The sequence below is a fragment of the Luteibacter sp. E-22 genome (assembly GCF_049913125.1).
Lineage (GTDB): Bacteria > Pseudomonadota > Gammaproteobacteria > Xanthomonadales > Rhodanobacteraceae > Luteibacter.
This window is the reverse complement of the sequence record NZ_CP183975.1, coordinates 3,905,948-3,931,001: the sequence shown is the minus strand read 5'-3', so window position 1 is coordinate 3,931,001 and position 25,054 is coordinate 3,905,948. Positions and strand designations below refer to the sequence as shown.

The following is a 25,054-nucleotide window of genomic DNA, read 5'->3' as shown; positions in this document are numbered from 1 at the left end:
GGGCGGACCGCAAGGCCGCCCCCGATGCGCTTCCGAAGCGTGTGGACGTCAGTAGTCGTAATTCACGCTGAGCCGGACATAGCGCGGAAGCTGACGCGAGGTCGGCGTTCCATACAGCGGATTGGCGAGGTTGGGGTTCGACTCGGCGTTGGGATAGATGCCGATCACCTTCTGCTCGTTGAGTACGTTGAACACGTTGGCATTGAAGGCCAGCTTCGAATCCGCGAAGGCGGGACGGTAGGTGACGCCGAGGTCGATCTGGCGCACCCACGGCAGGCGTCCATGGCTTCCCGGCGGCGAGGGCAGGCCGTTGCAGAAGTGATAGCTGTTGCCATAGCCGGCCGGATCGGTGCGGTCGACGCCGAAATAGCCCAGGCAGGGCTTCGGCGCGCCGGAGATCATGCTGAGGTTGCCGCTGACCAGCCACTCGGGGGTGAACTCGTAATAGCCGAAGAACTTCAGCTGGTGCTTGTGATCGTTGTTCTGCACCCCGTTGGTATTGACCATGATGTACGAGTTGTCCCAGTCCTGCGTCGTGGAGACCGCGGTCTGGCCCGTGCCGCGCGATTCGCGGTAGAGATCCGAGCGCAGCTGTCCTTCCGTGTTGCCATAGCTCCGCGAGAAGGTGTAGCTCACCTTGCCGTACCAGCCGTTGCTGAAAGGATGCTCCAGGAAGGTTTCCAGCGAGTAGTAACGCCGTTTCAGCCGGTCGAAGCCGAACTCCTTGTTCGAGAGCGGCACGCTCACGTAGTTGCCCGAGGTGTCGACGAGGTTGAAGGTGTTCGCCTTGCCCGGGTTGAACAGCCAGCAACTCACGGGGTTGCTGTCGGTGGTGACGTCGTAGCCGAGCGACTGGGCCTTGGCCAGTACCAGGTCGATGTCGCAATAGTCGTCGATGGCGTTGCGCAGGACGCGCTGCGTGGCCTTCGCGCCATAAACCCAATCGGTCCCCAGCGTCTTGGTGAAGCCGAGGATGAACTCGTCCTGGTACTCCGATTTCAGGCCCTTGGTCGTCACCGTTTTCGGATCGGGCAGTTGGCCGAAGGTGTTGTTCGCCGCGACGGGTGGCGAGATGGTGGTGAGGCCGGTCGGTGTGCCATCGGCGGCGATGCCGCCATAGGTGAAGTATTGCGACGTGGTGAGTGCGCCACCCGCGGCGTTCAACGCCGGGTTGAGAGGCAGGCCGAGGTAATAGCGGCCTGCGTTGGCGTACACCTTGAAGGTCGCGTCGCCATACACATCCCAGCTGGCGCCGAGGCGTGGTGCCCATTGCGGCTTGTGCTGGGTGACGAAGGCGTCGCCGTCCGCGTTGAAGTTCTGGAACTGGTCGTTGCGCAGGCCTACCGAAAGGAGCCAGCGGTCGTTGATCTGCCACTTGTCCTCGATGTATTGCGCCCGCTGCGTGGAGCGTACGGTGGCGAGGCTGCTGCTGATGTTCTGCACCACGTAATACCCTTCGGCGCCATTCGGAAAGCCGCCGGTGGCCGGCACGCCGAGGCCGGTCGAGATAGGCGTGTCGGGATCGCCCTGGCCGTACGTCCACGAGTAGCCCGGGCCCGAGGTGACCGAGCCCTGGTCGAGCGCCGTCGCGGTCTGGTTGTCGATGCCGGCGGTGATCGTGTGGTCGCCGATCTTGTACGTGATGTCGAACCGGGTGTTTGTGGTGCGGTTGCCCCGGCCGGATGGAATGAGGCTCGATACCGTCTGGCTGTTGCCACGCCCGATGCCGCCGTTCAGCGCCGGATTCTGGTTGACCAGGCCGTCCACATAGGTGAGCGAGGGATCGTATCCGCCGGGTGCGTCGTAGTCGGTGGTGTGCAGCTTGCCGTAGAGGGCGGTGATGGTGAGGTCGTCGGTGATGTAGCCGGTGTATTTCGCGGTCCACAGGTCGCCGCCGGCCTTGGTATCGTCGTTCTGTCCGATGCGGGCGAGGCGCGTGCGGCTGTTGTAATCGTAGTTGTAAACGCTGCCGGAGGTTTCGTATTTATCCGACGCACCGGTCAGTTCGAGGATGTGGTTGTCCGTGATGTTCCAGTCGACCTTGCCGTACCAGCGCGGCGAGTTGTACCGGTAGTCCACGTACGGCTTGGTGCTCGTATAGCCGCTGACGGGGTTGACGGTGTTGCCCTCTTGCCGCTGGAATTCGCCTGCGATGAAGACGAACAGCTTGTCCTTGATCAGGGGACCGCCCGCATAGGCGCTCACCGTGGTGCTGTCGCTGTCGTTCTCGCTGTCGGGCGAATACAGCGAGCCCGCGCGTGGCGTGGCGGGAAGGCCGTTCTCGAAGTAGCGGTCGCGCTGGCTGGCGCGCGCGAAGCCCGGCTCCCACAACACCTGTGCACCGAAGTGCCACTCGTTCGTGCCGCGCTTGCCGACCACGTTGATCACGCCACCGTCGGAACGGCCGTATTGCGCGCTGTAGCCGCCGGTATAGACCTCCTGCTGGTCGATGGCACCGTAGGGCAACGACAGGCCGCCGAACCCGCGCAATGGGTCGGTCGTGGCGAAGCCGTTCACGTAGTAAGCGTTCTCGCTGGCTGCCGAACCGCCGAAGCTCACCAGGGAATTGCCCGTGGGACCCTTGAAGCTGCCGCCGTTGTTGACCACGCCCGGCGCGAGCAGGGCGATGGCTTCCGAATTGCGGCCCAGCGGCAGGCGGGCGAGCTGCTCGGAGGTGACCACGGTGCGGGAATCGATGGTGGAAACGTCGATCTTCGGCAAGGCCGACGCGGAAACGGTCACGCCGCTGAGTGTCTGGGCCTCGCTCGCCGCGAACGACACCTCGGTGCCGGCGCCGACCTTGAGCACGATGTTCTGTCGCGTGTCGATGGTCTGCCCATGGGCGTGCAAGCTGACCGTATAGGTACCCAGCGGCAGCTGGCCCACGGAATACTTGCCGCGGTCGTCCACCGGAATTTCGCGGCTGAGGCCGGTATCGCTGGTGACGACCACCGTCTGGCCGGCGGCGACGGGTGCCTGTCCGAAGATGCCGCCCGTCGTCGACTGGGCGAAAACCGCTGGGCTCGAAGCGAGCGCCAGCGCGACGGCAAGGGTGGTCTTGTTGAGGGACTTGAAGCTGAGCATGAAGAAACGCCTCCTCGGAACGATTTCAAGGCAAAGGCATGCCCGGGCTCCGCGGCCGCGGAACCTGGATATCGGTGTTGTGGTGACCCCCGGGCACATGCCCGACGCCGGCAACCGAAGGGTTGCCGGAGCGGGATGAGCCGATAAACGCGTGCGAACGCGTCGCTTCCGTTCAGCAGACAGCGCGTGCTGCGATGCAGCACTTGTTACCGGTTATAGCGAAAAGTTACGAAGTTGTATAGGGGTATGGACGTCCTTATTGACAGAAGAGCGGAATCCCCGGCGGATCGGGGTTGACCGGCACGGACCACTCCCGGGCCATGTGGACGCGAATGTTGCGTTCGTTCTTCCTTGAGTAGCGGTAGCAATTGGACCGCAATGCGACGGTGCTGGAGATCAGGTTGGTTTCGCACGGCCACACCGACGACCATTGCACCTCGGCGTCTTCATGTGTGGCGGCCAGGGTGTGTCCGTATTCGTGGGCGATGATCGTGTAGCGGCCCGAGAGCGAGGCAATAGCCTCTTCGCCGCCGAGCCACGCTTGCCCGGTGACGCCAGGCAGAGGCTCATGGCTGGTGACGAGCATGAATTTGTATTCGAACTTTCCCGGGATGCGCGGCAACTTGTTCCGTCGCTCGTAGAAATCGATCGCCGTCGTCCAGTCGCGGAGCGACTCCTCGTGTCCATAGCGCATATCGGTGAGCCCCTCGACCTGCTGGCTATAGATTGCCCACAACCGATGGACAGGCAGGATCTTTTTCATGTCCGCGATCCACCAGGCAACGTAACTGGCGTGTATATGCTTTCGGTCCACGCCGAGCGTGTCGTCGTGAAGGAACATCCAGAATGTCAGCGTAGGCGATTTGTTCACGCTGGGACGCCTGGGTTCGCTGGTGTCCCGTCCGGATAGGACCTTGCGGTTCGCGTGTCCCACCGCGACACGTTTCGCGTTGTCGCCGTTCGCGGACTCGACAACATGGGGAGTGTCGTCTTCGCGGTCGAAGCCCGTGACGGACACGCCATCGCGACGGGCCACCGTGATGTCCAGGTGGTCGCCGGAGCGGGTAACGACGGCCTGCTCGCCTTTCCAGGTCGCAAGGTACATGTCGCCGGTTTCGCCGTCGGCGAAACGAACGCCGATGTCGAGATGCGATTCGACGACGAGGGCGTTCGTCCCTTCCTTGCCGCGCGATCGTTCCGTCGATGCGGCAAGGGAGATGGTGCGAGGCAACCCCGCGGCGACGGCCCGGTCGAAGGCGGCGATGGGATGTGTGATCGCCGCTTGCGCAGCGCAGAGGCCGGCCGTGCAGGCGGTGGCTAGAATGACGATGCACCGCAACGCGGCGGTGGGTAGCGGGGCCATGGCAGTCCTTTGCAGGCGTTGGTGGGGGAGGCTTGGAGCAGCGGCAGTGTATGTGGCGCCAGGGCGTCCCGGTGCGCGTGCGATGCGACGCGGTGCGACAGCCGAAACCCCGTCGCGCCAGGGGCGCCCACCGGGCACGACGTACGCCTGCACGGGTGGCCGGCATTGAATCGTCGCCAGCCACCCCCTACCTTCAGGCGTTCACGCCGCGAAGGAAGGTCCTCATGTCCGATCTCACGAGTTTCCCGATCAACGCCGTATGGCCCGCGGCCCACCCGGAGCGCATCCAGCTCTATTCGCTGCCCACGCCGAATGGGGTGAAGGTATCGATCATGCTGGAGGAACTGGGCCTGCCTTACGAGCCACACCTCGTCGACATCGGCAAGGACGAAAGCAAGCTGCCTGAATTCGTCGCGCTCAACCCGAACGGGAAGATCCCGGCGATCGTCGATCCGGATGGACCGGACGGCAAGCCCATCGGCCTGTTCGAGTCCGGTGCGATCCTGCTGTACCTGGCCGAGAAGACCGGCCGTTTCATTCCCGCGGATGCCGCTGGCCGCTGGGAAACCATCCAGTGGCTGTTCTTCCAGATGGCCGGCATCGGCCCGATGTTCGGGCAGGTCGGTTTCTTCCACAAGTTCGCCGGCCGCGAGTACGAGGACAAGCGTCCGTTGCAGCGCTACGTGGCGGAGTCGAAGCGCCTGCTCGGTGTGCTCGACAAGCGGCTCGAAGGGCGCGAATGGATCGTGGGCGACGAATACACCATCGCCGACATCGCCACGCTGGGTTGGGTGAACAACCTCGTGACGTTCTACGGTGCCCGCGAGCTGGTCGGTTTCGACGAATACAGCCATGTCATCGCCTGGCTCGAACGCGGGATGTCGCGTCCCGCGGTGCAGCGCGGCCTGAAGATTCCCGCGCGGGCCTGATTCGGCAGCATCCTGCGATTCTCCCGTTTTCATGGCCCGTATGGCTCCCGTCCGTGACCTCTGGCATAGGGAACCCCGCAGCCCGGCGTTTAGGATCGAGGGCTTGCGCGGGCCTCAGGGGAACGCGCCGACCCGCTCGACACGGATGGACGGGCGACCATCACGCTCCACGGGAGAACACAGTGAAATCCACCATGCTCGCCTCCGCGCTGCTGGCCGCCCTGGCCGGTATCGGCGCCCCGGCCGTCCGCGCGGACGATGTCCCCGCACCGCAAGACACCGCTTATAACGGCACCCTCAAGCTCGTCGTCGACGCCACCGACCTCGACCGGCGCATCTTCCGCGTGCGCGAGAACATCCCCGCGCAGCCGGGTCCGCTGACCCTGCTGTTCCCTGAGTGGATTCCGGGCCACCATTCCCCCAGCGGCCCGATCGACCAGTTCGCCGGCCTGATCGTCACCGCCGGTGGCAAGCGCATCGAGTGGAAGCGCGACGAGTTCAACGTCTACGCCTTCCATGTGGACGTGCCGGCCGGTGCGTCCTCGGTGGACGTGGAGTTCCAGACATTGACGCCGCAGGATGCCCGCCAGGGCCGCATCGTCATGACGCCCGACATCGTCAACGTGCAATGGAACCAGGTATCGCTATATCCGGCGGGTTATCGCGCGGATCGCATCCAGGTCGAGCCGTCGGTGAAGTTCCCCGCGGGCTTCCAGTTCGGCACGGCGCTGGAACAGGCGAGCAAGGATGGCGACACCGTCACCTTCAAGGCGATCGACTATGACGACCTCGTCGATTCGCCGATCTTCGCCGGCCGCTACTTCAAGCGCGTCGACCTCGATCCCAATGGCCGCTCGCCGGTGCACCTCAACATCGTGGCCGACAACGCCAAGGCGCTGGAGATCAAGCCGGAAGCGCTGGAGATCCACCGCAAGCTGGTCCAGCAGATGGACAAGCTCTACGGCGCGCGCCACTACAACCATTACGACTTCCTGCTGGCGCTGACCGAGAAGCTCGGTGGCATCGGCCTCGAGCATCATCGTTCGTCCGAGAACAGCGCCTCGCCCAACTACTTCACCGAGTGGGACAAGAGCTGGCTCGGCCGCGATCTGCTCGCGCATGAATACAACCACTCGTGGGACGGCAAGTACCGCCGTGGCGCCGACCTCGCCACGCCGAACTTCAACGTGCCGATGGGCGACAGCCTGCTGTGGGTCTACGAAGGCCAGACGCAGTTCTGGGGGAACGTGGTCGCCGCGCGTGCGGGCCTGCTCTCGCAGGATCAGGCGCGCGACATGCTCGCCTTCGTCGCCGCCACCTACGACAAGGGTCGTCCGGGCTTGTCCTGGCGCAACATCCAGGACACCACCAACGACCCGACCATCGCACAGCGTCGCCCGCTCTCGTATCGCAACTACCAGATGAGCGAGGATTACTATTCGGGCGGGCAGATGATCTGGCTCGACGTCGACACGAAGCTGCGTGAGCTGACGAAGAACAAGCGTTCGCTCGACGATTTCGCCAAGGCTTTCTTCGGCATGAAGGACGGCGACTGGAAGGTGAATCCGTACACCTTCGAGGAAGTGGTCTCCACGCTCAACGGCATCACGCCATACGATTGGGCCACGTACCTGCGCGATCGCGTCGACGGCCACAAGGGCGACCTCGAAGGCATCGAGCGCGGCGGCTGGAAGCTCGTCTACAACGACAAGCCGTCCGATGCGCTCAAGGCCGTGGAAGGCCGCCGTCACTATACCGACCTGACCTATTCCGCCGGCTTCGCCGTGTCGTCCAAGGGCGATATCTCGGACGTGCGCTGGGATGGTCCGGCGTTCAATGCCGGCCTGTCGCCGGGCATGCACATCGTCGCGGTGAACAACAAGGAATTCGATGGCGACGCATTGAAGGATGCCGTCACCGCCGCGAAGACCGACAAGGCGCCGATCGAATTGCTGGTGAAGAATTTCGACCAGTACAAGACGATCAAGATCGACTACCACGAAGGCCTCAAGTACCCGCACCTCGAGCGGGACAAGAGCAAGCCCGACTGGCTGGGTGAGCTGTACAAGGCGAAGTAAAAAAAAGGAGGGCGCCGCAAGGCGCCCTCTTTCGTCACCGGGCGCTATCATCCGCCGCATGACCCAAGCCCCTCTGCCGCCAGGCCTAGAGCTCGACCGCGCGCAGCGTCGCCGGCGCCGGTACATGATCGCCTTCTGGGTCCTGGCCTTCGGCAGCGCGGCCATCGGCAACACCCTCACCAACCGGATGGATGCCGATCGATACGGCATCCCCATGGTCACCTGGCAGATCGCCGCCAACGAACTCACCAGCGTGTTCGTCTCGCTGCTGATGCTGCCCTTCCTGCTCCGCGCCTGCGACCGATGGCCGCTGCATGCGGATACCTGGCGCCGCCGCCTGCCGCTGTATTTCCTCGGCAGTGTCCTGTGGTGCGTCCTGCACGTAGCCGGCATGGATCTGCTGCGTCTTCTCGTCTACCGCCTGGCCGGCGTCGCCTTCGAGCCGGGTTCGTTGCGGATGCAGCTCATCTACGAATACTTCAAGGATGTCCGAACGGTCTTCGTCATCGTGGCCTTCTGGCACATGGTGGAGTGGTTCGGGCGGCGGGTGCAGGGCGAAGCCCACTTGCTCGACGCGCCGGACGAGGGGCCGCCCGTGGAGCCTGTGGATCGCCCCGAGCGCTTCCTCGTGCGCAAGCTCGGCCGTGACTTCCTCGTCGCCACCGCCGACATCGAATGGGCGCAGGCCTCGGGCAACTACGTGAACCTGCGCGTGCGTGGACGCGATTACCCATTGCGCAGCACGTTGGCGGCGCTGGAGACCCGGCTCGACCCGGCGGTGTTCGTTCGCGCCCACCGTAGCTATATCGTCCAGTTGGCCCAGATCACCGCCATCGAACCGCTGGATGCGGGCGAGGCCCGCCTGCACATGGCCGATGGCAGCGTCCTGCCGTGCAGCCGGCGCTACCGGGAAAGCCTACGTTCCGTGGCGGCGGGCACCGGGCCGGTATCCGCACGGGCCTGACATCGAGGCTAGGCCGCCCGGGCCATTCCCGCTACAATGCCGATCCGCTGTTACGCGCCTGTAGCTCAGCCGGATAGAGTAGTGGCTTCCGAAGCCATTGGTCGGGGGTTCGAATCCCTCCAGGCGCGCCATTCTTCCCTACGTTTCGCATATCGGCACCGGTGATGCTCCCCGGTGCCGATGACTGCGCGTGCGGTCAGGCCAGATGAATCTCCACGTCGATGTTTCCACGCGTCGCCTTCGAGTAGGGGCAGGTGCGGTGCGCGGACTGGATCAGCTCGTGCGCGATGTCCGGGTCGAGGCCGGGGAGGCTGACCGTGAGGCGCGCCTGCAGGAAATAACCACCGTCGCCGGTGCCGAGGTCGATCTCGGCATCGACCGCCGTGTCCTTCGGCAGGGCGATCTTCCGCTCGCGGGCGGCGAGGCCCATGGCGCCGATGAAGCAGGCCGACCAGCCGGCGCCGAGCAGCTGCTCGGGGTTGCTGCCGGTGCCCGGACCGCCGGGTGAGGAGAGCTTCACGTTGAGGCGGTCGTCGGAGCTGCGCGATTCGCCGTCGCGGCCGCCGGTGGTGTGGGTCTTGCCGGTATAGAGGACGTTCTCGATCTGGGCCATGGTCGTGGTTTCCGTTGTGGGGTGGTCATAGGAAACCGCGGAGGCGTATCCAGGCTGTGTCCCGATGGCGGCGGAAGTGCATCGAACCGTGTCGCGGCGACGGCTCGACACATTCGGACACAAAGCGCGTGCGCGGCGGTCTTGGGCGGCCCGTCCGCGGCTTGTACATGCCGATACAAAAAGGCGGAGTGGGGGACACGTACGGGATAAACGGCGGGCGTCCAATAAGACCATGCCCGGTCCCTCTACCGGGCTTCTGTCGCCACCACGAGGTATCCCCCATGCGCCCCATCCGCCTTGCCCTCGCCACCCTGGCCATCGGTGCCGCCCTCGTCGCAGCCTGGCCGGGTAACGGGTCCTCCACCGCGCTCGCCCAGGATTCCACCGCCAAGGCTCCGGCCCCGGATTTCGCCGGTATCGACCACTGGTTCAATTCACAACCACTAACCATCGCCGGCCTGCACGGCAAGGTGGTGCTGGTGGAGTTCTGGACGCACGAGTGCATCAACTGCCTGCATGTGTTGCCGCACACCAAGGCGCTTTACGACAAATACGCCAAGGACGGGCTCGTGGTAGTCGGTGTACATACACCGGAGTACGACGAGGAGCGCGATCCCGCCAACGTCAAGGCAGCGATTGCGCGCTATGGCATCACCTGGCCGGTCGCCATGGATAACGGCTACCAGACATGGAACGCCTACGGGAATCGCTTCTGGCCGGCGCTGTACCTGATCGACCGCGATGGCCGGGTGGTCTACAGCCATTTCGGCGAGGGAAACTACGAAGAAACCGAAGCCCGCGTCCGCCAGCTCCTGGACAAGGCATGATGTCACCGACCTAGCGCACCACACCGTCATCGAGAGAGCTTCGCGCATGGAACATATCGACCATATCCTCGTCGTCGACGACGACCACGGCATCCGCACGGGTGTCGTCGACTACCTGCGAAAGAACGGCTTGCGTGCCACCGCCGCCGCGGACGGCCGCGAGATGATGGCGCAGCTGGACACCTCGGCCTTCGACCTGATCGTGCTCGACATCATGATGCCGGGCGACGACGGCCTCGTGCTCTGCCGCAACCTGCGCAGCGGCAAGCACCGGGCGGTGCCGATCCTGTTGCTCACGGCCCGCGACGATGAGACCGACCGCATCATCGGCCTTGAAATGGGCGCCGACGACTATGTGGTGAAGCCGTTCTCGCCACGTGAATTGCTGGCGCGTATCAAGGCGGTGATCCGGCGCACGAGGATGTTGCCGCCGAACCTTCGCATCACCGAATCCAGCGAGACGATCTCGTTCGGCCGCTGGCGCCTCGATACCACGGCGCGCCACCTGCTGGACGACGACGGCACCGTGGTCTCGTTGAGCGGCGCGGAGTTCCGCCTGCTGCGCGTGCTGCTCGACCATCCGCAACGTGTCCTCTCCCGCGACCAACTGTTGAACCTCACGCAGGGCCGTGACGCGGAGTTGTTCGACCGCTCGATCGACCTCATGGTCAGCCGCCTTCGACAGCGCCTGAAGGACGATGCGAAGGAGCAGGCTTATATCAAGACCGTGCGCAGCGAAGGCTATGTGTTCTGCATGCCGGTGACCGTGCATGGAGACGCGTCATGAACACCATCGGGGCCTCCCGCACGCCGCGCTGGTGGCCGCGAAGCATGGCCTCCCGGATCTACATCATCATCTTCACCGGCCTGTTGCTCGCGCAAGGCCTGTCGTTCGGATCGATGTTCTATGAGCGTTACCAGAGCGCCACGACGGTGATGTTGAACACGCTCGAACACGATGTCGGTACGTCGGTGGCCGTGCTCGATCGCCTGCCCGCGACGGAACGTCCGCAGTGGCTGCCGCGGCTGCAAAGGGACAACTACCGTTTCATCCTCGGTCCGGGTGACCGAGGCAGGCCCTTGGTCTCGGCCCGCTCACGCGACGTGACCGGCCTGATCGCGAAGGAGGTCGGTCCTGCCTTCCGGGTCCATAGCGCGACCACGTCCGTCTCGCCGGAACGTTACCAGGTGCACCTCACCCTGCACGATGGTTCGCCCTTGACGCTTGAGGTCACTCCGCGCGGCGTGCCCGTGGCGGACTGGTTGCCCTTCGTGCTCATCGTGCAGGTGGTGGTGCTGCTGGCTTGCGCATGGATCGCGGTGCGCCAGGCGACGCGACCGCTGGCACGGTTGGCACGCGCGGCCGAGGGACTGACACCGGCTGTCGACAACCCACGCCTCGCCGAGGACGGTCCGACCGAGGTCGCGCATGCCGCGGTGGCGTTCAACGCCATGCAGGAGAGGATCGCGCGCTACCTGAAGGAGCGCCTGCATATCCTCGCTTCCATCTCCCACGACTTGCAGACCCCGATCACGCGGATGCGCCTGCGCGCCGAGTCCCTCGGCGACAGCGCCGCCCGGGACAGGATCCTCGACGACCTGCGTGAGATGGAGCATCTCGTGCGTGAAGGCGTGGCCTATGCACGTAGTGCGCACGGTGGTGAAGAGGCCCCCGTGCGCATCGATCCCGCAGCCTTTCTCGAAAGCCTCGTCTTCGACTATCAGGACTCGGGCCAGCCGGTAACGCTGGTTGGCGATATCCACGGTGTTTGCCTGGCGCGGCCGAGGGCTTTGCGCCGTGTCCTCGGTAACCTCGTCGACAATGCGATCAAGTACGGTGGTTCGGCCGAGGTCGGCGTGTCGCGGGATGTTCGCGATGGTCTCCACATCACCGTATCGGATCGGGGGCCGGGCATTCCGGAAGACGAACTCGACGAGGTGCTGCAACCTTTCTATCGTCTGGAAGCCTCGCGCAACCGGGATACCGGTGGCGCGGGCCTGGGCCTGGCCATCGCTACCCAACTCATGCGATCCATCGGCGGCAACCTGACCCTCGCCAATCGCGAAGGGGGCGGCCTGGTCGCGACGGTGGTGCTGCCTGGCGCGCGATAACCGCGGATGGCGCGATGGCCCATGAGGTCACTTCTGTCTAAGACCTCGTTGGGCGTCGCCTGTTAACGTGCCTCGTTACTGGCGCGCCGTTCGCGCCCTGCAGCCCTGACGGAGTCCCATCGTGTCCCGCACCCTCACTGTGAAAACGCCGGATGGCTCGTTCGACGCCTACGTCGCCATGCCCGCCACCACGCCCGCGCCGGTCGTCGTCGTGGTCCAGGAAATCTTCGGTATCACGGAGGGCATCCGTGCGATCGCCGACGGCCTGGCACGCGACGGTTTCATCGCCGTGGCACCCGACCTGTTCTGGCGCTTCGAACCCGGCATCCTCCTGTCCGAACACAGCGAGGCCGACTGGAAGACGGCGGTGGGGTACTACATGAAGCTCGACCTCACCAAGGCCGAGGAAGACATCGAGGCGACGATCGCAGCCGCGCATGCGCTGCCGGAATCGACGGGCAAGGCGGGCGTGATGGGTTTCTGCCTCGGCGGCCTGTTGTCGTTCCTCACCGCCGTGCGCGGCAAGGCCGATGCGGCCGTGGAGTACTACGGCGGCCGCACGGAGGAGTTCGTCGAGCGCGGCGCGAACATGACGACGCCATTGCTGATGCACCTCGCCGGCGACGATGAATTCATGACCAGGGAAGCACAGGCGAAGATCAAGCAAGTGCTGGCTTCCCGCCCCAACGTGGAGATCCACGTCTACGACGGAAGAAACCACGCCTTCGCCCGTCCACAGGGCGACCATTACGACGCGGCGGATGCGGAGAAGGCGAATGCCCGCACCCGCGCCTTCCTGAAGCAGCACCTGACCTGATCGTTGGGTAAACCCCGCACGGTAGGCCACCACCAAAGGGTCGGCTCCCACCCATCCATGCCTTGAGTCGCAGGATAAAAAAGACGCCCCGATCCAGGCCGGGGCGTCTTTTTTTGTCCTGCGGATGTTGCCCTCGCTATACCCTCGGGCCGCGACGCAGGCCTCCGAACAGCAAGGAAAGGATGAACAGAATCAGGAAGACCACGAACAGGATCTTCGCGATGCTGGCGGCGCCCGCGGCGATGCCGGTGAATCCGAAGATGGCGGCGATCAGCGCGATGACGAAGAAAATGACGGCCCAATGAAGCATGGCTTGTCTCCTCTGGCGAGTTGGGAAGAAAAAAGAAGGACTCAGTACTGGCGATCGATGCGGTCGCGGAAATCCTTTACCTGCCGCTCCGCTTCGTCCTTCGCCACGCCATAGCGTTCCTGGACCTTGCCCGCGAGGTACTCGCTATTGCCTTCGGCAACCGTCAGGTCGTCATCGGTCAGCTTGCCCCACTGTTCCTTCATCTTGCCGCTCAACTGCTTCCACTTGCCCTTGAGGGTGTCTTCGTTCATGGCGGTTCCTCGATCGGTCATGCCCGCGCGGCGGCCGTCGCCGTGCCAGGACGCCGCCATTCGAGCATCGCGCTGTTGAAGCCGGTGTCTGTAGAGGGTGAGGCGGCGGCTCACCGGGCCTTGGCGCGCCGTACACGGTAAAAAGGCGTTGCGATCGAGGTCGCGGTGGCGGATCGTGTCGTGACTTTCTCCGCACGGACCCTTCGACACATGAATGCCCAGCTATTCCGTGACCTGCACGCCGGCACCTCCTTGCTGGTACTCGCCAATGCCTGGGATGGTGCCAGCGCGGCCATCGTCCAGCATGCCGGGGCACCCGCCGTCGCCACCACCAGCGCCGGTGTCGCGTGGTCTTGCGGTTGGCCCGATGGCGACCGCTTGCCCGTGGCGGAGATGCTCGCCGCCGTCCGCCGCATAGCGAGGGTCGTAACCGTTCCGCTGACCGTGGACATCGAGGAAGGGTGTTCCGACGATCCCGCGCAGGTGGCGGACTTCGTCTCGTCACTGGTCGACGCTGGCGTGGCGGGGATCAATATCGAGGATGGCACCAAGGCACCCGCGTTGCTGGCCGACAAGCTCCGTGCGATCCGTGCCCGTCTGGGTGGGCGCGACCTCTTCATCAACGCGCGCACGGATGTGTACCTGCGCGGCATGGCATCGGGCGATGCCGCCGTCGAGGAAACGCTTCGGCGTGCGAACCTCTATCGGGAGGCGGGTGCCGACGGCATGTTCGTACCGGGTATCGCGGCGAGGGATGAAATCCAGCGCGTGGCGGCGGCGCTCCGGCCGATGCCGTTGAACGTGATGCTGGTGCCGGGCTTGCCGTCGCGGGAGGAGCTGTTCGCCGCCGGTGCGCGGAGGCTCAGCGCGGGCATCGCGCTGTCGCTGGAGGCGTATGCGACGGCCGGGCGGATGGCGGCGGAGTTCCTGGGAACCGAACCGAAGGACGTCGGCTACGGGACGTTGAACGGGCTGCTGGCTGGGTAGGTTCGCCGCTGAAGGGGGCGGTTCTGCAGAGGGCCTTTCTGTGGGAGCGGCTTTTGTGGGAGCCGACTCTGTCGGCGATGGGTGCTTGCCGCGACCTGGCCCGCTGCCGCGGGATCGCCGACAAGGTCGGCTCCCACCAGAAACAAGAAAGGGCGCGACCGTGGTCGCGCCCTTTCTTGTTCACAAGGTCTGGAAAGGCTTACTTCTTCTTGACCTCGAACGCCTCGTTGCCCACGGCCTGGCCGTTGAGCGAGACGGTGACCTTGTACTTGCCTTCCGGCCACTCGTTCGGATTCTGGATCTTGAACGTGGTGACAGCCGGGCCGTCGGTGCTGATCGACTGGCTGATGTCGCTGACGGTCGTGGTGGTGTCGCCGTCCTGGTAGGTCCACTTCGCGTTCAGCGTGGCGCCGGCGGTGGTGCCCTCGGTGGCGACGGAGGCGTAGATGGTCTTGTCGGTCGGGGCGAAGGCGGTCTTCGCCTTGGCGACCTTCTTGTCCGCGCCCACGGCGTTGCCCAGGGTCACCGAACCGACCTTCAGCGACTCGGTGGCGGCGGCGGGAGCGGCCGGGGCGGCAGCCGGCTGGGCGGCGGGCGCGGCAGCGGCGGTGGTCGCGGGGGCCGGCGCGGCGGGGGCCGGAGCGGTGGAGGTGGCGGCCGGCGCCGTCGAGGCGGCGGCCGGGGCGGTGTTCTGCTGCTCTTCCTTCTTGCCGCAGGCGGTGAGGACCAGCAGGCCGGCGACGGTGGCCGTGCAGAGGGCGGACGAGCGGAAGGAAAGCTTCATGTCTGGATTCCGGGAGTGGCTTGTCAGGTTCGAAACGAAAGGGGCGTCAGGGTGGATCCCCTTGGCCGCCGCAGGGTACAGGCTACACAACTAAAGGCAAGACCAATGAAGAACGCATGAATAGGCCATTCATCATTGGCGCGCACCGCGCGGGTTCGAGGGCACGGCGGCCGGGTCGGTGCTGCGGAACGGGTTGATATCCAGGCCGCCGCGCCGGGTGTAGCGCGCATAGACCGAGAGCTCGCGCGGCGCGCAGCGGGCACGGAGATCCATGAAGATGCGCTCCACGCACTGCTCGTGGAATTCCGTGTGGCTGCGGAAGGAAACCAGGTAGCGCAGCAGGCCCGGTCGATCGATCGGCGAGCCCGTATAGGCGATCTGCACGCTGCCCCAGTCGGGTTGCCCGGTCACCGGGCAGTTCGAGCGCAGCAGGTGCGACACCAGCACTTCGCGCGCGTCGCCCTCGTGCACGGCGAGGAAGTCCGGGCGCGGCGGACCGTAGCTGTCGAAATCCAGCTCTTGCGTGTCCAGCAGGATGCCTTCCGGCTCGCCCAGCAGGGCGCCATCCAGGTCGTTCGGCGCATGTAACGCCACCTCCACGGGGCCGCCGGACGCGGCCGACAGGTCGCGGACCAGCGTGGCGCGCACCTGCGCGTCATCGGCCATGGGTTCCTGGGCGAAGCTGTTCAGGTAGAGCTTGAACGACTTCGATTCGACGATGTTCGGCGTGGTGGCCGGAAAGCGGAATTCCGCCACGGCCACGACCGGCTTGCCGCGTGCATCCAGCCAGGACAGTTCATAGCCGTTCCAGACATCGACGCCGTGGAAAGGGAGGGCGTCGGCGGATACGCCGATCTCGTCACGCTTGCCCTGGCGCGGTATCGGGAAGAGCAGGCTGGCGTCGTAGCGGTCCGCGTAGACGGTGGCCTTGCCCAGCGGGGAGTGATCGGGGGACGACATGGCGGTTTGCTGCTGGAACAAACCGCCATTATAAGCCAAGCACTTAGGCGTTGATGGAGCCCATCATATTGGAGGCGTAACGGTCGCCTACGGCCGAGTCCGGCGGGAACACCGCGTCGATCTCGGTGACCTCGGCCGGGCTGAGTTTCACCTTCACCGCGCCGGCGTTTTCCTCCAGGTACTTCACCCGTTTGGTACCCGGGATCGGCACGATGTCGTCGCCCTTGGCGATGACCCAGGCGAGGGCGAGCTGGCCGGGGGTGCAGCCCTTGTCGGCGGCGAACTTCTTCACCTTCTCGACGATGGCCAGGTTCTTTGCGAAGTTCTCGCCGGTGAAGCGGGGATTGACGCGGCGATAGTCGTCCTCGGAGAAGTCCTCTGGCCGGGTGATCGCGCCGGTGAGGAAACCGCGGCCGAGCGGGCTATAGGCCACCAGGGCGATGCCGTTCTCGCGGCAGGCGGCGAGCGTGCCGGTGGTTTCCGGGTCGCGCGTCCACAGCGAGTATTCGCTTTGCAGGGCGGTGATGGGGTGCACCTTTGCCGCCTTGCGGATCGACTCGGCCGAAGCCTCGGACAGGCCGAGATGACGCACCTTGCCTTCCTTCACGAGGTCGGCCATCGCGCCGACGGTCTCCTCGATCGGCACCGTTCGGTCCACGCGGTGCTGGTAGTAGAGGTCGATGTAGTCGGTCTTCAAGCGGCGAAGGCTGCCCTCGACCGACTGGCGCACGTATTCCGGACGGCCGCTGATGCCGCGCTTCATCGGGTCGTTCGGATCGCGGACGATGCCGAACTTGGTAGCCAGGAACACCTTGTCGCGACGGCCGGCGAGCGTGCGGCCGATCAGCTCCTCATTGGTATGCGGGCCGTACGCGTCGGAGGTATCCCAGAAGGTGATGCCCAGTTCCAGCGCGCGTTCCAGCGTGGCGACCGATTCCTTCTCGTCGCCGGCGCCGTAGAACTCGCTCATGCCCATGCAGCCGAGGCCGAGGATCGATACCTCGGGGCCGTGCGCGCCTAGTTTGCGGGTGATCATGCGTGTCTCCTTCGTTTCGAGGGGGCGTTCGCCGGCGCCGCCGGTGTCACGGGCGGCTCGGCGGGGAGGGGGATGGGTTCATCGGGGTAGATCGAGCGATACAAGGCGATCTTCTCGTCCAGCCGCACGATCGTCTCGGTCAGCTCGGTCAACTGGCCGCGCAGGTAGGCGGCGTGCCGGGCGAGCAGGTCGCCGCGCAGGCGGATGCTCTCGGGGGTTTCACCCAGGCGGCGTAAACGGACGTATTCCTGGATGTCGCGCATCGACATGCCGGTGCCGCGCAGGCGCAGCACGAAGTCGATGAGGCGCATCTCCGCTTCGCCGTAGACACGCTGGCCGCCGCGTCGTGGCACCGGGTCGATCAGGCCGATCTGCTCGTAATAGCGCAGCGTATGGGTGGTCAGGCCGGTGGCGAGGGCGGCCTCGGCGATGGTCATCGAATGGGGCATTCGACGAGCGTACGCCTTCGAGTGCGCTCTAAGTCAACTAGGGCGACGGCAACGGCTGCACGGGAGTCGGCTTATGGTCGCTATCCAGGGCGATCATGGTGAAGGTGCCGCGAGTGCACAGTTCACGCGCGCCGGAGATGAGGTCCTCGGTGTACATCGCCACGTCGATCTTCATCGAGGTGCGGCCCACCGATACGACCGTGGCGATGAGTTCCACCATCTGGCCCTTGCGCACGGGCACGTGGAAATCGACCTGCTCCGAGCGCGCGGTGACCACGATCTGCCGCGAATAGCGCGAGGCGGCGAGGAAGGCGGCCTTGTCCATCCATGCCAACGCCTGTCCGCCGAAGAGCGTGCCGAGGTGGTTGGTATGGTCGGGGAAGACGATCTCGAGGACGCGGGCCTCGGTGGGACGGTCGATGGGGGGCATGAGGGCGGTGTCTTGAGGAGGGGAGACCATGCTATCGCGGACAGGAAGGAGAGCATCGCCGACCCTGTCGGCGATGCTTCCAGAGCGATCGATGCCCCTAGAACGACTGGTCGAACGCCACCTCGCCCTGCACGCCCACCTGGTACGACGAGACGCGCCGCTCGAAGAAGTTCGTCAGTTCCTGCACATCCTGCAGGTCCATGAAGTCGAACGGGTTCTTCGCGCCGTACTTCTTCGGCATGTCGAGCTGCACCAGGCGCTGGTCCGCGCAGTACTCCAGGTACTGGCGCATGTCGTTCACCGAGAGGCCGGCCACGCCACCGGAGAGCACGTCCGCCGCGAATTGCGTCTCGCAGGCGATGGCGTCTTCCAGCATGGCTTCCACCTGCTGGCGCATGTCGTCGTCGAACAGGTCGGGCTCCTGCTCGCGCACGGTGCGCACGACTTCGAAGGCGAACGCCATGTGCCCGGATTCGTCGCGGAACACCCAATTGGTGCCCGAGGCCAATCCATGCAGCAGGCCGCGGGAACGCAGGTAATACACGTAAGCGAAGGCGGCGAAGAAGAACAGGCCTTCGATGCAGGCGGCGAAGCAGATCAGGTTGAGCAGGAACTGGCGGCGGTGCTCGCGCGTCTCCAGGCGGTTGAGGTCCTGGATGGAGTCGATCCACTTGAAGCAGAACTCACCCTTCTGCCGGATCGAGGGAATGCTCTCGATCGCGGCGAACGCCTTGTTCCGTTCCAACGGCTCGGGGATATAGGTATCCAGCAGCGTGAGGTAGAACTGCACGTGCAGCGCTTCCTCGTACAGCTGGCGCGAGAGGAACATGCGCGCCTCGGGCGAGTTCACGTGCTGGTAGAGGTTCAGCACGAGGTTGTTCGACACGATCGTGTCGCCGGTGGCGAAGAAGGCGACGAGGCGATGGATCAGGTGGCGATCCGCGTCGGACATCTTCGCCTTGAGGTCGGTCACGTCGAGCGAGAAATCCACTTCCTCCACCGTCCACGTATTGCGGATGGCGGCCCGATACATCTCGTAGAACTGCGGATACTTCATCGGCCGCAGTGTCAGTTCGAAACCGGGATCGAGGATGTGGGTATCGCGGGTGATCGGTGAAGCGGACATCGGGTACCTCGGGGAAATGTGAACAGCTTCTGTGGGAGTCGCTTCAGCGGCGATGGGTGCGTGCCTCGGTCTGGCCCGCTACCGCGGGATCGCCGGCAATGGCCGGCTCCCACAGTGGTATCGCTTTGTTACTGGCAGGCTTCGCAGTACTCGGGGTTCTCCAGCGAGCAGAACACCGCGGCCTCGGCTTGTTCCTGCGCATCGGCGGTGGGCGCGGCAGGTGTCGGCAGGGAAGCCGCCGACGAACTGACCGTGGTCTTCGCGATGCGCGTGGCCGGACGCGAGCGCAGGTAATACGTCGTCTTGATGCCCGACTTCCACGCGTACATGTACATCGAGGAAAGCTGCCCGATGTTCGGGTTTTCCATGAACAGGTTCAGCGACTGGCTCTGGTCGATGTAGGCACCGCGGGCGGCGGCGAGATCGATCAAGGCCTTCTGCGGCAGTTCCCAGGTGGTGCGATACACCGCGCGCAGTTCCGCCGGGATAGCCGCGATACCCTGCACCGAACCTTCCGCCAGCTTGATCTGGTCGCGGATCTCGGCGGTCCACAGGCCCAGCGTCTTCAATTCGTCGACGAGGTAGCGGTTCACCACCAGGAAGTCGCCCGACAACGTCTCGCGTTTGAACAGGTTGGACACTTGCGGTTCGATGCACTCGTAGCAGCCGGCGATCGAGGCGATCGTCGCGGTGGGGGCGATGGCGATCAGCAGCGAGTTGCGCAGGCCCTTGGCCTTGATCTTCTCGCGCAGTTCCGCCCAGCGGCCGTCCTTGCCGGTCGGCGTGGCGGCCGGCCAATAGTCGAATTGCAGCTCCCCGTTGGCCGCGCGGCTTTCCTCGAACCCCGGATGCGGGCCGTCGCGTTCGGCGATCTCGTTGGACATCGACAACGCGTGGAAATAGATCTCCTCCGCGATGCGCGTGGACAGCGCACGGGCCTCGTCGGAATCGAACGGCAGGCGCAGCTTGAAGAAGACATCCTGCAGGCCCATCACGCCCAGGCCGACCGGGCGCCACTTCACGTTAGCCGTCTTCGCCGAGGCGATCGGATAGAAGTTGAGGTCGATGACGCGGTTCAGCTGGCGCACGGCCGTGCGCACGGTGGTCGACAGCTTCTCGTAGTCGAACTGGCCGTCGACCACGTGGCGGGCGAGGTTGATCGAGCCGAGGTTGCACACCGCCGTCTCGCCTTCCGAGGTCACTTCAAGGATCTCGGTGCAGAGGTTCGACAGGTGGATGACGTTCTCGGGACGCGCGGTCTGGTTGCTGGTCGCGTTCGAACGATCCTTGAAGGTCATCCAGCCGTTGCCGGTCTGCGCCAGCGAGCGCAGCATGCGCGCGTAGAGTTCGCGTGCCTTGATCGTCTTCACCGCCAGGCCGTCGGCTTCGGCTCTCTCATAGGCCGCGTCGAAGGTGGCGCCCCACGTATCGACGAAATGCGGCACGATCTTCGGATCGAACAGCGACCAGTCGCCATCCGACTCCACGCGGCGCATGAAGAGGTCAGGCACCCAGTTGGCGAGGTTGAGGTTGTGCGTGCGGCGGGCGTCGTCGCCGGTGTTCTCGCGCAGTTCGAGGAATTCCTCGATGTCGGCGTGCCACGATTCCAGGTATACGCAGGCGGCGCCCTTGCGCTTGCCGCCCTGGTTCACGGCGGCCACGGAAGCGTCGAGCGTCTTCAGCCACGGCACCAGGCCGTTGGAATGGCCGTTGGTGCCCTTGATCAGCGAGCCGCGCGAGCGGATGCGCGAATAGGCGAGGCCGATGCCGCCGGCGAACTTCGACAGCTGGGCCACGTCGCCGTACTTGGCGTAGATGGATTCCAACGCGTCCTGCGGCGAGTCCAGCAGGAAACACGAGGACAGCTGTTCGTGGGCCGTGCCGGCATTGAACAGTGTGGGCGAACTTGCCAGGTATTCCAGCGACGAGAGCATGCGGTACAGCTCCAGCGTCTCGGCCACGTCGTTGCCGCCGAGCGCGCAGGCGATCCGCATGAAGAAGTACTGCGGCGTCTCGATGACGAAACGTTTGGTCGGATGGCGCAGCAGGTAGCGGTCATAGACCGTGCGCAGGCCGAAGTATTCGAAGCGGCGCGAGGCCGTGGTATCGATCGCGTCGTTGAGCTTGCGCGCGTTCACCTGCACGAAATCGCGCAAGCGCTCATTGAGGATACCCAGTTCGAAACCGGTGGAGATCGACTGCGAGAACGACTGGATGTCCTGGCCGGACACCTCCTTGTCGACGAAGGCGGCGAGCAGGCGCGCCGCCAGCTGGCCGTATTCCGGTTCCTCGGCGGTGAGCGCCGCGGCGGTGCGGATCGACAGCTGGTCGAGTTCCTGGGTGGTGGCGCCGTCGTAGAGGCCGCCGATCGTCTTCAGCGCCACGCGCATCGGATCGACCGCGTACAGGCCGTCGGCGCTGCGGGTCACCGCGCGCACGATCTTGTTCACGTCGACGACTTCCTGGCCACCGTTGCGCTTGGTGACGCGCATCTGGCCGGGGTTGTGCGGCGGGGTGAGGGCGAAGGCGGGTGGCGCGTCGTTGCGGTAGCCGGCGGCGGGCGCCTTGCCGACGGTCGGAGAAGGAGTGGCGGCCGGGTCGGCCGTCTCGGTGCGCTCGCGCGCTGCGGAATCCATCGTGGTCATGTGTGGCGTGCCCCAGGGCCTGGTTCAAACTCCCGTTCCCTCGGACGGGGCTCGAAGTGGCCAGGCAACGCGGGAAAGGCCGGGACGGAGCCCGCCCGAGGCGGCTCCGGTCCGCGACGTGCTTCCCCGCGGAAGCCGTCACCACAATCGGTACCGATCAGGCACCGACTGTTGGCAGGTCTTCGGACTCGTGGACGAGGGCTTGGAGGCCCGGCCTACCCGTCGCTTCCCAGTCGCCGAGGACCAGTGCATAGAACGGGGTCGTTTCCACTTACCGCTGCGGGGCAGTTCCGGATTCGCACCGGATTCCCTATTAAGTCCGACGGGCAGTCGCGCCTCTCCGGACACCAACGGGACACACGATATAGGCGATCCCATGGCTGGTCAACACAAGATGTGGTGTAAGCCACGTAGCTCCGCATTCGTTCAAGATATGTAAAGCCCTTCTACACAAAGTGCATGAACCCGCGACGATAAACTCCGCTCCCCATCCCGGATCACTCAGGCTCGATGCCCTCACCATTCGCATTGCAGGACAATGAACTGATTGCCCGGGCGTTCGACGCCGTGCCTTACGGCCTCGCCGCCCTTTCTCCCACGGGTGAACTCCTGTACGCCAATGCCTGGGCCAGGGCCCGCCTGCCCGAAGGCGAATTCCTGGCCATCTGGAACGCGGCAGGCAGGACCTGGTTCCAGGCGGAATTGCCGAACCTGGCTGCGGGCGGCATGCGTACCGCCGAACTCGGCTCCGTCGACGGCTCGCCCTGGCGCGTATGCATGGAACGGTGGGATGGCACGGCCATCGTGTCGATGCAGCCGGCCGCCGAGGAAGACCAGGGCTGGCGCAGTGCCGGGGGCGGCCCGGGATTCGCGCTCGACCTGACCCAGGACCAGCTGCGCCAGGCGCAGAAAATGGACGCGATCGGCAAGCTGACCGGCGGCGTCGCCCACGACTTCAACAATCTCCTGCAGGTGATCAGCGGGAACCTGCAGCTTCTCGCGTCCGATGTGACCGGCAATGCACGCGCCGAACGGCGTCTGTCCAACGCGATGGCCGGTGTGACCCGCGGCAGCAAGCTGGCCGCGCAGCTGCTCGCCTTCGGCCGGCGCCAGCCGCTCGCACCGAAGGTCGTGAATGTCGGGCGCTTCATCCGCGACATGGACGAACTCCTGCGTCGCGCGCTGGGCGAGGCGATCGAGATCGAAACCGTCGTCGCCGGTGGCCTGTGGAACACGCTGGTCGACCCGGGCAACGTGGAAAACGCGCTGCTCAACCTGGCGCTCAATGCCCGCGATGCGATGGACGGGCGCGGCAGGCTCACTATCGAGGCCGGCAACGCGCTGCTGGACAGCGCCTATGCCGCGGCACATGGCGACCTGCGTCCCGGCCAGTACGTGATGATCGCCGTGACCGATACCGGCGGAGGGATTCCCCCGGAAATCATCGATCAGGTGTTCGAACCCTTCTTCACCACCAAGCCCGAGGGCCGCGGGACCGGCCTCGGGCTGTCGATGGTCTACGGCTTCGTCAAGCAATCCGGCGGGCACGTGAAGATCTACAGCGAGTCTGGCGAGGGCACGACCGTGAAGATCTACCTGCCACGTTGCGTGCAGAGCGAGGACCGCCTGGTCGATCTCGACGAGGAAGTCGTGCGTGGCGGCGACGAGACGATCCTTGTGGTGGAGGACGACGACGCGGTGCGCGAGACGGTGGTCGGCATGCTCGGCGATCTCGGCTATCGCGTGTTGAAGGCGCGCGACGCGGAGAGTGCGCTGTCGATCGTGGAAAGCGGCATCGCGATCGACCTGCTCTTCACCGACGTGGTGATGCCCGGTCCGCTGCGCAGCCCGGAACTGGCGCGCAAGGCGATGGAACGGCAGCCTGGCATCGCCGTGCTTTTCACCTCGGGCTATACCGAGAACGCCATCGTGCATGGCGGCCGGCTCGATGAAGGCGTGGAATTGTTGAGCAAGCCGTACACGAAGGAGCAGCTGGCCCGGCGCGTACGCCATGTGCTGGCCGCGCGGGTACCCCGCCCGGCGGCCGAGATCGCGCCGGCGCCGGTGGCGGTGCCGGGGGCGGCACCCGCGCCATCGGCCTCGCTGCGCGTACTGGTGGTCGAGGATGATGCCCTGATACGGATGTCCATTTGCGAGATGCTCGAAAGCCGGGGCCATATCGCTTTCGAGGCCGGCGATGGCAACGAAGCCTTGCGCGTGCATGCCGTCGAGCCGATCGACGTCCTCCTCGCCGATGTCGGGCTACCTGGGATGAACGGGGTGGACCTGGCCGAGCGGTTACGCGAGACACAGCCCGGCCTGCCGGTGATCTACGCCACGGGCGACCATACGGCCAATGGTGTCGAGTGCGACTCGCAAACGCGGATCATCGTGAAGCCGTATGGGGTGGCCGACCTGATGGATGCGATAGGGCGGATATCGGGCCGCTAGAGCATCGCCGACAAGTCGGCTCCCACAAGATAGATCAAGAGCATCGCCGACAGGGTCGGCTCCCACCAGGGCAGGGAGACCCCTGGCCGGCGGGAGCCTTTCCCTGGAGGAGCCTCATCCTGGTGGGAGCCGACCCTGTCGGCGATACGGCCCGCCTCACGGCAACATATGCCCGCCCGTCACCCCATACGTTTCCCTGGTGATGAAGCTCGCTTCCTGACTGGCCAGCAACACATACACCGGCGCGCCATGGGAAGGTCCTCGTGGTGGGAGAGGCCTTCAGGTTTACGGGCCGGGGTGTCCATACCCCGTCCACGTCATGTCACTTTCCCATGCCGACCATCTTCTTGCCTTGCTTCAACACCGCATCGCAGGCCTTGCGGGTGAGCTGGGCCTTGAGGTCGCCGGTGCCGGCCGGGCTGGAGCCGCCGCCGGAGAGGTCGAGGGTCTTGCCGTCGCTGGACTTCAACAGACCCTTCGCGCCGTCGAGGTAACCCTTGTCCTGCGTGGGAGCGGGCGTGGCCTGGGCGGACTGGCCGCCGAGCTTGCCCAGCAGCTGGTCCTTCACGCCCGCGGCGCCGCTTTCGCCGCCGAGGTAGTTGTTGCTCATGCAGTACTGCAGGATGCCTGCGGCATTGCCCACGCTGCCGGAAGCGAGCGAGCTGCCGCCGCCACCCATCATGCCCTTCAGGCTGTCGAGTTGTACCGCCGCCGCGGGCGTCGCGGCGAAGGCGGTGGCGAGGGTGAGGCCGGCGAGTAAGGTCTTCATGACATGGCTCCGGGGGGTTCAGGGTGGGGAAGGGATAAACCTTGATGCGTTAGATGGATGTAAGCACGG

Annotated in this window: 22 protein-coding genes, 1 tRNA gene and 1 riboswitch; of the genes, 10 read left to right on the top strand and 13 right to left on the bottom strand. The window is 65.2% G+C overall.

Annotated elements, in window-relative coordinates; all coding sequences use genetic code 11:
• Positions 1-48 precede the first annotated feature (48 nt).
• Complete coding sequence (locus ACN9M2_RS17535) at positions 49-3,084, bottom strand: TonB-dependent receptor (RefSeq protein ID WP_426285901.1); 3,036 nt, start codon at positions 3,082-3,084, stop codon at positions 49-51.
• A 256-nt stretch (positions 3,085-3,340) separates the two neighbouring features.
• Positions 3,341-4,447 (bottom strand): hypothetical protein, encoded by a 1,107-nt coding sequence (locus ACN9M2_RS17530; protein ID WP_426285900.1) that lies wholly within the window; start codon positions 4,445-4,447, stop codon positions 3,341-3,343.
• Positions 4,448-4,671: 224 nt separating this feature from the next.
• On the opposite strand from ACN9M2_RS17530, the gene ACN9M2_RS17525 reads away from it, so the two are divergent.
• The 4 genes from ACN9M2_RS17525 (at position 4,672) to ACN9M2_RS17510 (ending at position 8,549) form a co-directional block, all read left to right on the top strand.
• Positions 4,672-5,376, top strand: coding sequence for a glutathione S-transferase N-terminal domain-containing protein (locus ACN9M2_RS17525; protein ID WP_426285899.1), 705 nt, complete (start codon positions 4,672-4,674; stop codon positions 5,374-5,376).
• A gap of 194 nt (positions 5,377-5,570) precedes the next feature.
• Complete coding sequence (locus tag ACN9M2_RS17520; protein WP_426287948.1) at positions 5,571-7,454, top strand: M61 family metallopeptidase; 1,884 nt, start codon at positions 5,571-5,573, stop codon at positions 7,452-7,454.
• A 58-nt stretch (positions 7,455-7,512) separates the two neighbouring features.
• Positions 7,513-8,418 (top strand): LytTR family DNA-binding domain-containing protein, encoded by a 906-nt coding sequence (locus ACN9M2_RS17515; protein ID WP_426285898.1) that lies wholly within the window; start codon positions 7,513-7,515, stop codon positions 8,416-8,418.
• A gap of 54 nt (positions 8,419-8,472) precedes the next feature.
• Positions 8,473-8,549, top strand: a tRNA-Arg gene (locus ACN9M2_RS17510).
• Between the two features lie 65 nt (positions 8,550-8,614).
• On the opposite strand, the gene ACN9M2_RS17505 is transcribed toward ACN9M2_RS17510, so the two are convergent.
• A complete protein-coding gene (locus ACN9M2_RS17505) occupies positions 8,615-9,031 on the bottom strand; it encodes an organic hydroperoxide resistance protein (protein ID WP_426285897.1) in 417 nt (138 codons plus the stop codon).
• Between the two features lie 281 nt (positions 9,032-9,312).
• Here ACN9M2_RS17505 and ACN9M2_RS17500 point away from each other — a divergent pair, with 281 nt between their 5' ends.
• The 4 genes from ACN9M2_RS17500 (at position 9,313) to ACN9M2_RS17485 (ending at position 12,787) form a co-directional block, all read left to right on the top strand.
• Complete coding sequence (locus ACN9M2_RS17500) at positions 9,313-9,858, top strand: thioredoxin family protein (RefSeq protein WP_426285896.1); 546 nt, start codon at positions 9,313-9,315, stop codon at positions 9,856-9,858.
• A 46-nt stretch (positions 9,859-9,904) separates the two neighbouring features.
• Positions 9,905-10,645 carry a response regulator gene (locus ACN9M2_RS17495; protein ID WP_426285895.1) on the top strand — a complete coding sequence of 247 codons (741 nt, stop codon included), beginning with the start codon at positions 9,905-9,907 and terminating at the stop codon, positions 10,643-10,645.
• Positions 10,642-11,970 carry a sensor histidine kinase gene (locus ACN9M2_RS17490; protein ID WP_426285894.1) on the top strand — a complete coding sequence of 443 codons (1,329 nt, stop codon included), beginning with the start codon at positions 10,642-10,644 and terminating at the stop codon, positions 11,968-11,970. The genes ACN9M2_RS17495 and ACN9M2_RS17490 overlap by 4 nt, the downstream gene beginning before the upstream one ends.
• A 121-nt stretch (positions 11,971-12,091) precedes the next feature.
• Positions 12,092-12,787, top strand: coding sequence for a dienelactone hydrolase family protein (locus tag ACN9M2_RS17485; RefSeq protein WP_426285892.1), 696 nt, complete (start codon positions 12,092-12,094; stop codon positions 12,785-12,787).
• A gap of 136 nt (positions 12,788-12,923) precedes the next feature.
• Here ACN9M2_RS17485 and ACN9M2_RS17480 read toward each other — a convergent pair whose 3' ends face one another.
• Both ACN9M2_RS17480 and ACN9M2_RS17475 read right to left on the bottom strand, forming a co-directional pair.
• Entirely contained in the window at positions 12,924-13,097 is a 174-nt protein-coding gene (locus tag ACN9M2_RS17480) for a DUF1328 domain-containing protein (RefSeq protein WP_426285891.1), read from the bottom strand.
• A gap of 41 nt (positions 13,098-13,138) precedes the next feature.
• The gene (locus ACN9M2_RS17475; RefSeq protein ID WP_426285890.1) at positions 13,139-13,348 is read right to left on the bottom strand and encodes a CsbD family protein; all 210 of its coding nucleotides are present in this window, start codon (positions 13,346-13,348) and stop codon (positions 13,139-13,141) included.
• Between the two features lie 210 nt (positions 13,349-13,558).
• Between ACN9M2_RS17475 and ACN9M2_RS17470 the strand changes: the two genes are divergently transcribed.
• Positions 13,559-14,335: an isocitrate lyase/PEP mutase family protein gene (locus ACN9M2_RS17470; RefSeq protein WP_426285889.1), complete on the top strand. Its 777-nt coding sequence runs from the start codon at positions 13,559-13,561 to the stop codon at positions 14,333-14,335.
• A gap of 199 nt (positions 14,336-14,534) precedes the next feature.
• Here ACN9M2_RS17470 and ACN9M2_RS17465 read toward each other — a convergent pair whose 3' ends face one another.
• The 7 genes from ACN9M2_RS17465 to ACN9M2_RS17435 form a co-directional block, all read right to left on the bottom strand.
• Positions 14,535-15,119, bottom strand: a complete 585-nt coding sequence (locus tag ACN9M2_RS17465; RefSeq protein ID WP_426285888.1) for a hypothetical protein — start codon at positions 15,117-15,119, stop codon at positions 14,535-14,537.
• 132 nt (positions 15,120-15,251) lie between these two features.
• Positions 15,252-16,079, bottom strand: coding sequence for an NADPH-dependent 7-cyano-7-deazaguanine reductase QueF (gene queF, locus ACN9M2_RS17460; RefSeq protein ID WP_426285887.1), 828 nt, complete (start codon positions 16,077-16,079; stop codon positions 15,252-15,254).
• A 43-nt stretch (positions 16,080-16,122) separates the two neighbouring features.
• On the bottom strand, positions 16,123-17,115 hold the full coding sequence (locus ACN9M2_RS17455; RefSeq protein WP_426285886.1) for an aldo/keto reductase: 993 nt from the start codon (positions 17,113-17,115) through the stop codon (positions 16,123-16,125).
• Complete coding sequence (locus ACN9M2_RS17450) at positions 17,112-17,564, bottom strand: MerR family transcriptional regulator (RefSeq protein ID WP_426285885.1); 453 nt, start codon at positions 17,562-17,564, stop codon at positions 17,112-17,114. The genes ACN9M2_RS17455 and ACN9M2_RS17450 overlap by 4 nt, the downstream gene beginning before the upstream one ends.
• Before the next feature lie 37 nt (positions 17,565-17,601).
• Positions 17,602-17,994: an acyl-CoA thioesterase gene (locus ACN9M2_RS17445; RefSeq protein WP_426285884.1), complete on the bottom strand. Its 393-nt coding sequence runs from the start codon at positions 17,992-17,994 to the stop codon at positions 17,602-17,604.
• A 97-nt stretch (positions 17,995-18,091) separates the two neighbouring features.
• Positions 18,092-19,120 carry a ribonucleotide-diphosphate reductase subunit beta gene (locus tag ACN9M2_RS17440; protein WP_426285883.1) on the bottom strand — a complete coding sequence of 343 codons (1,029 nt, stop codon included), beginning with the start codon at positions 19,118-19,120 and terminating at the stop codon, positions 18,092-18,094.
• A 128-nt stretch (positions 19,121-19,248) separates the two neighbouring features.
• Positions 19,249-21,765 (bottom strand): ribonucleoside-diphosphate reductase subunit alpha, encoded by a 2,517-nt coding sequence (locus ACN9M2_RS17435; RefSeq protein WP_426285882.1) that lies wholly within the window; start codon positions 21,763-21,765, stop codon positions 19,249-19,251.
• 156 nt (positions 21,766-21,921) lie between these two features.
• Positions 21,922-22,132, bottom strand: a riboswitch (cobalamin riboswitch).
• 143 nt (positions 22,133-22,275) lie between these two features.
• On the opposite strand from ACN9M2_RS17435, the gene ACN9M2_RS17430 reads away from it, so the two are divergent.
• Positions 22,276-24,216, top strand: coding sequence for a response regulator (locus ACN9M2_RS17430; protein WP_426285881.1), 1,941 nt, complete (start codon positions 22,276-22,278; stop codon positions 24,214-24,216).
• Positions 24,217-24,538: 322 nt separating this feature from the next.
• Here the strand turns inward: ACN9M2_RS17430 and ACN9M2_RS17425 are convergent, their stop codons facing one another.
• Complete coding sequence (locus tag ACN9M2_RS17425; RefSeq protein ID WP_426285880.1) at positions 24,539-24,985, bottom strand: DUF2501 domain-containing protein; 447 nt, start codon at positions 24,983-24,985, stop codon at positions 24,539-24,541.
• Positions 24,986-25,054: the final 69 nt, after the last annotated feature.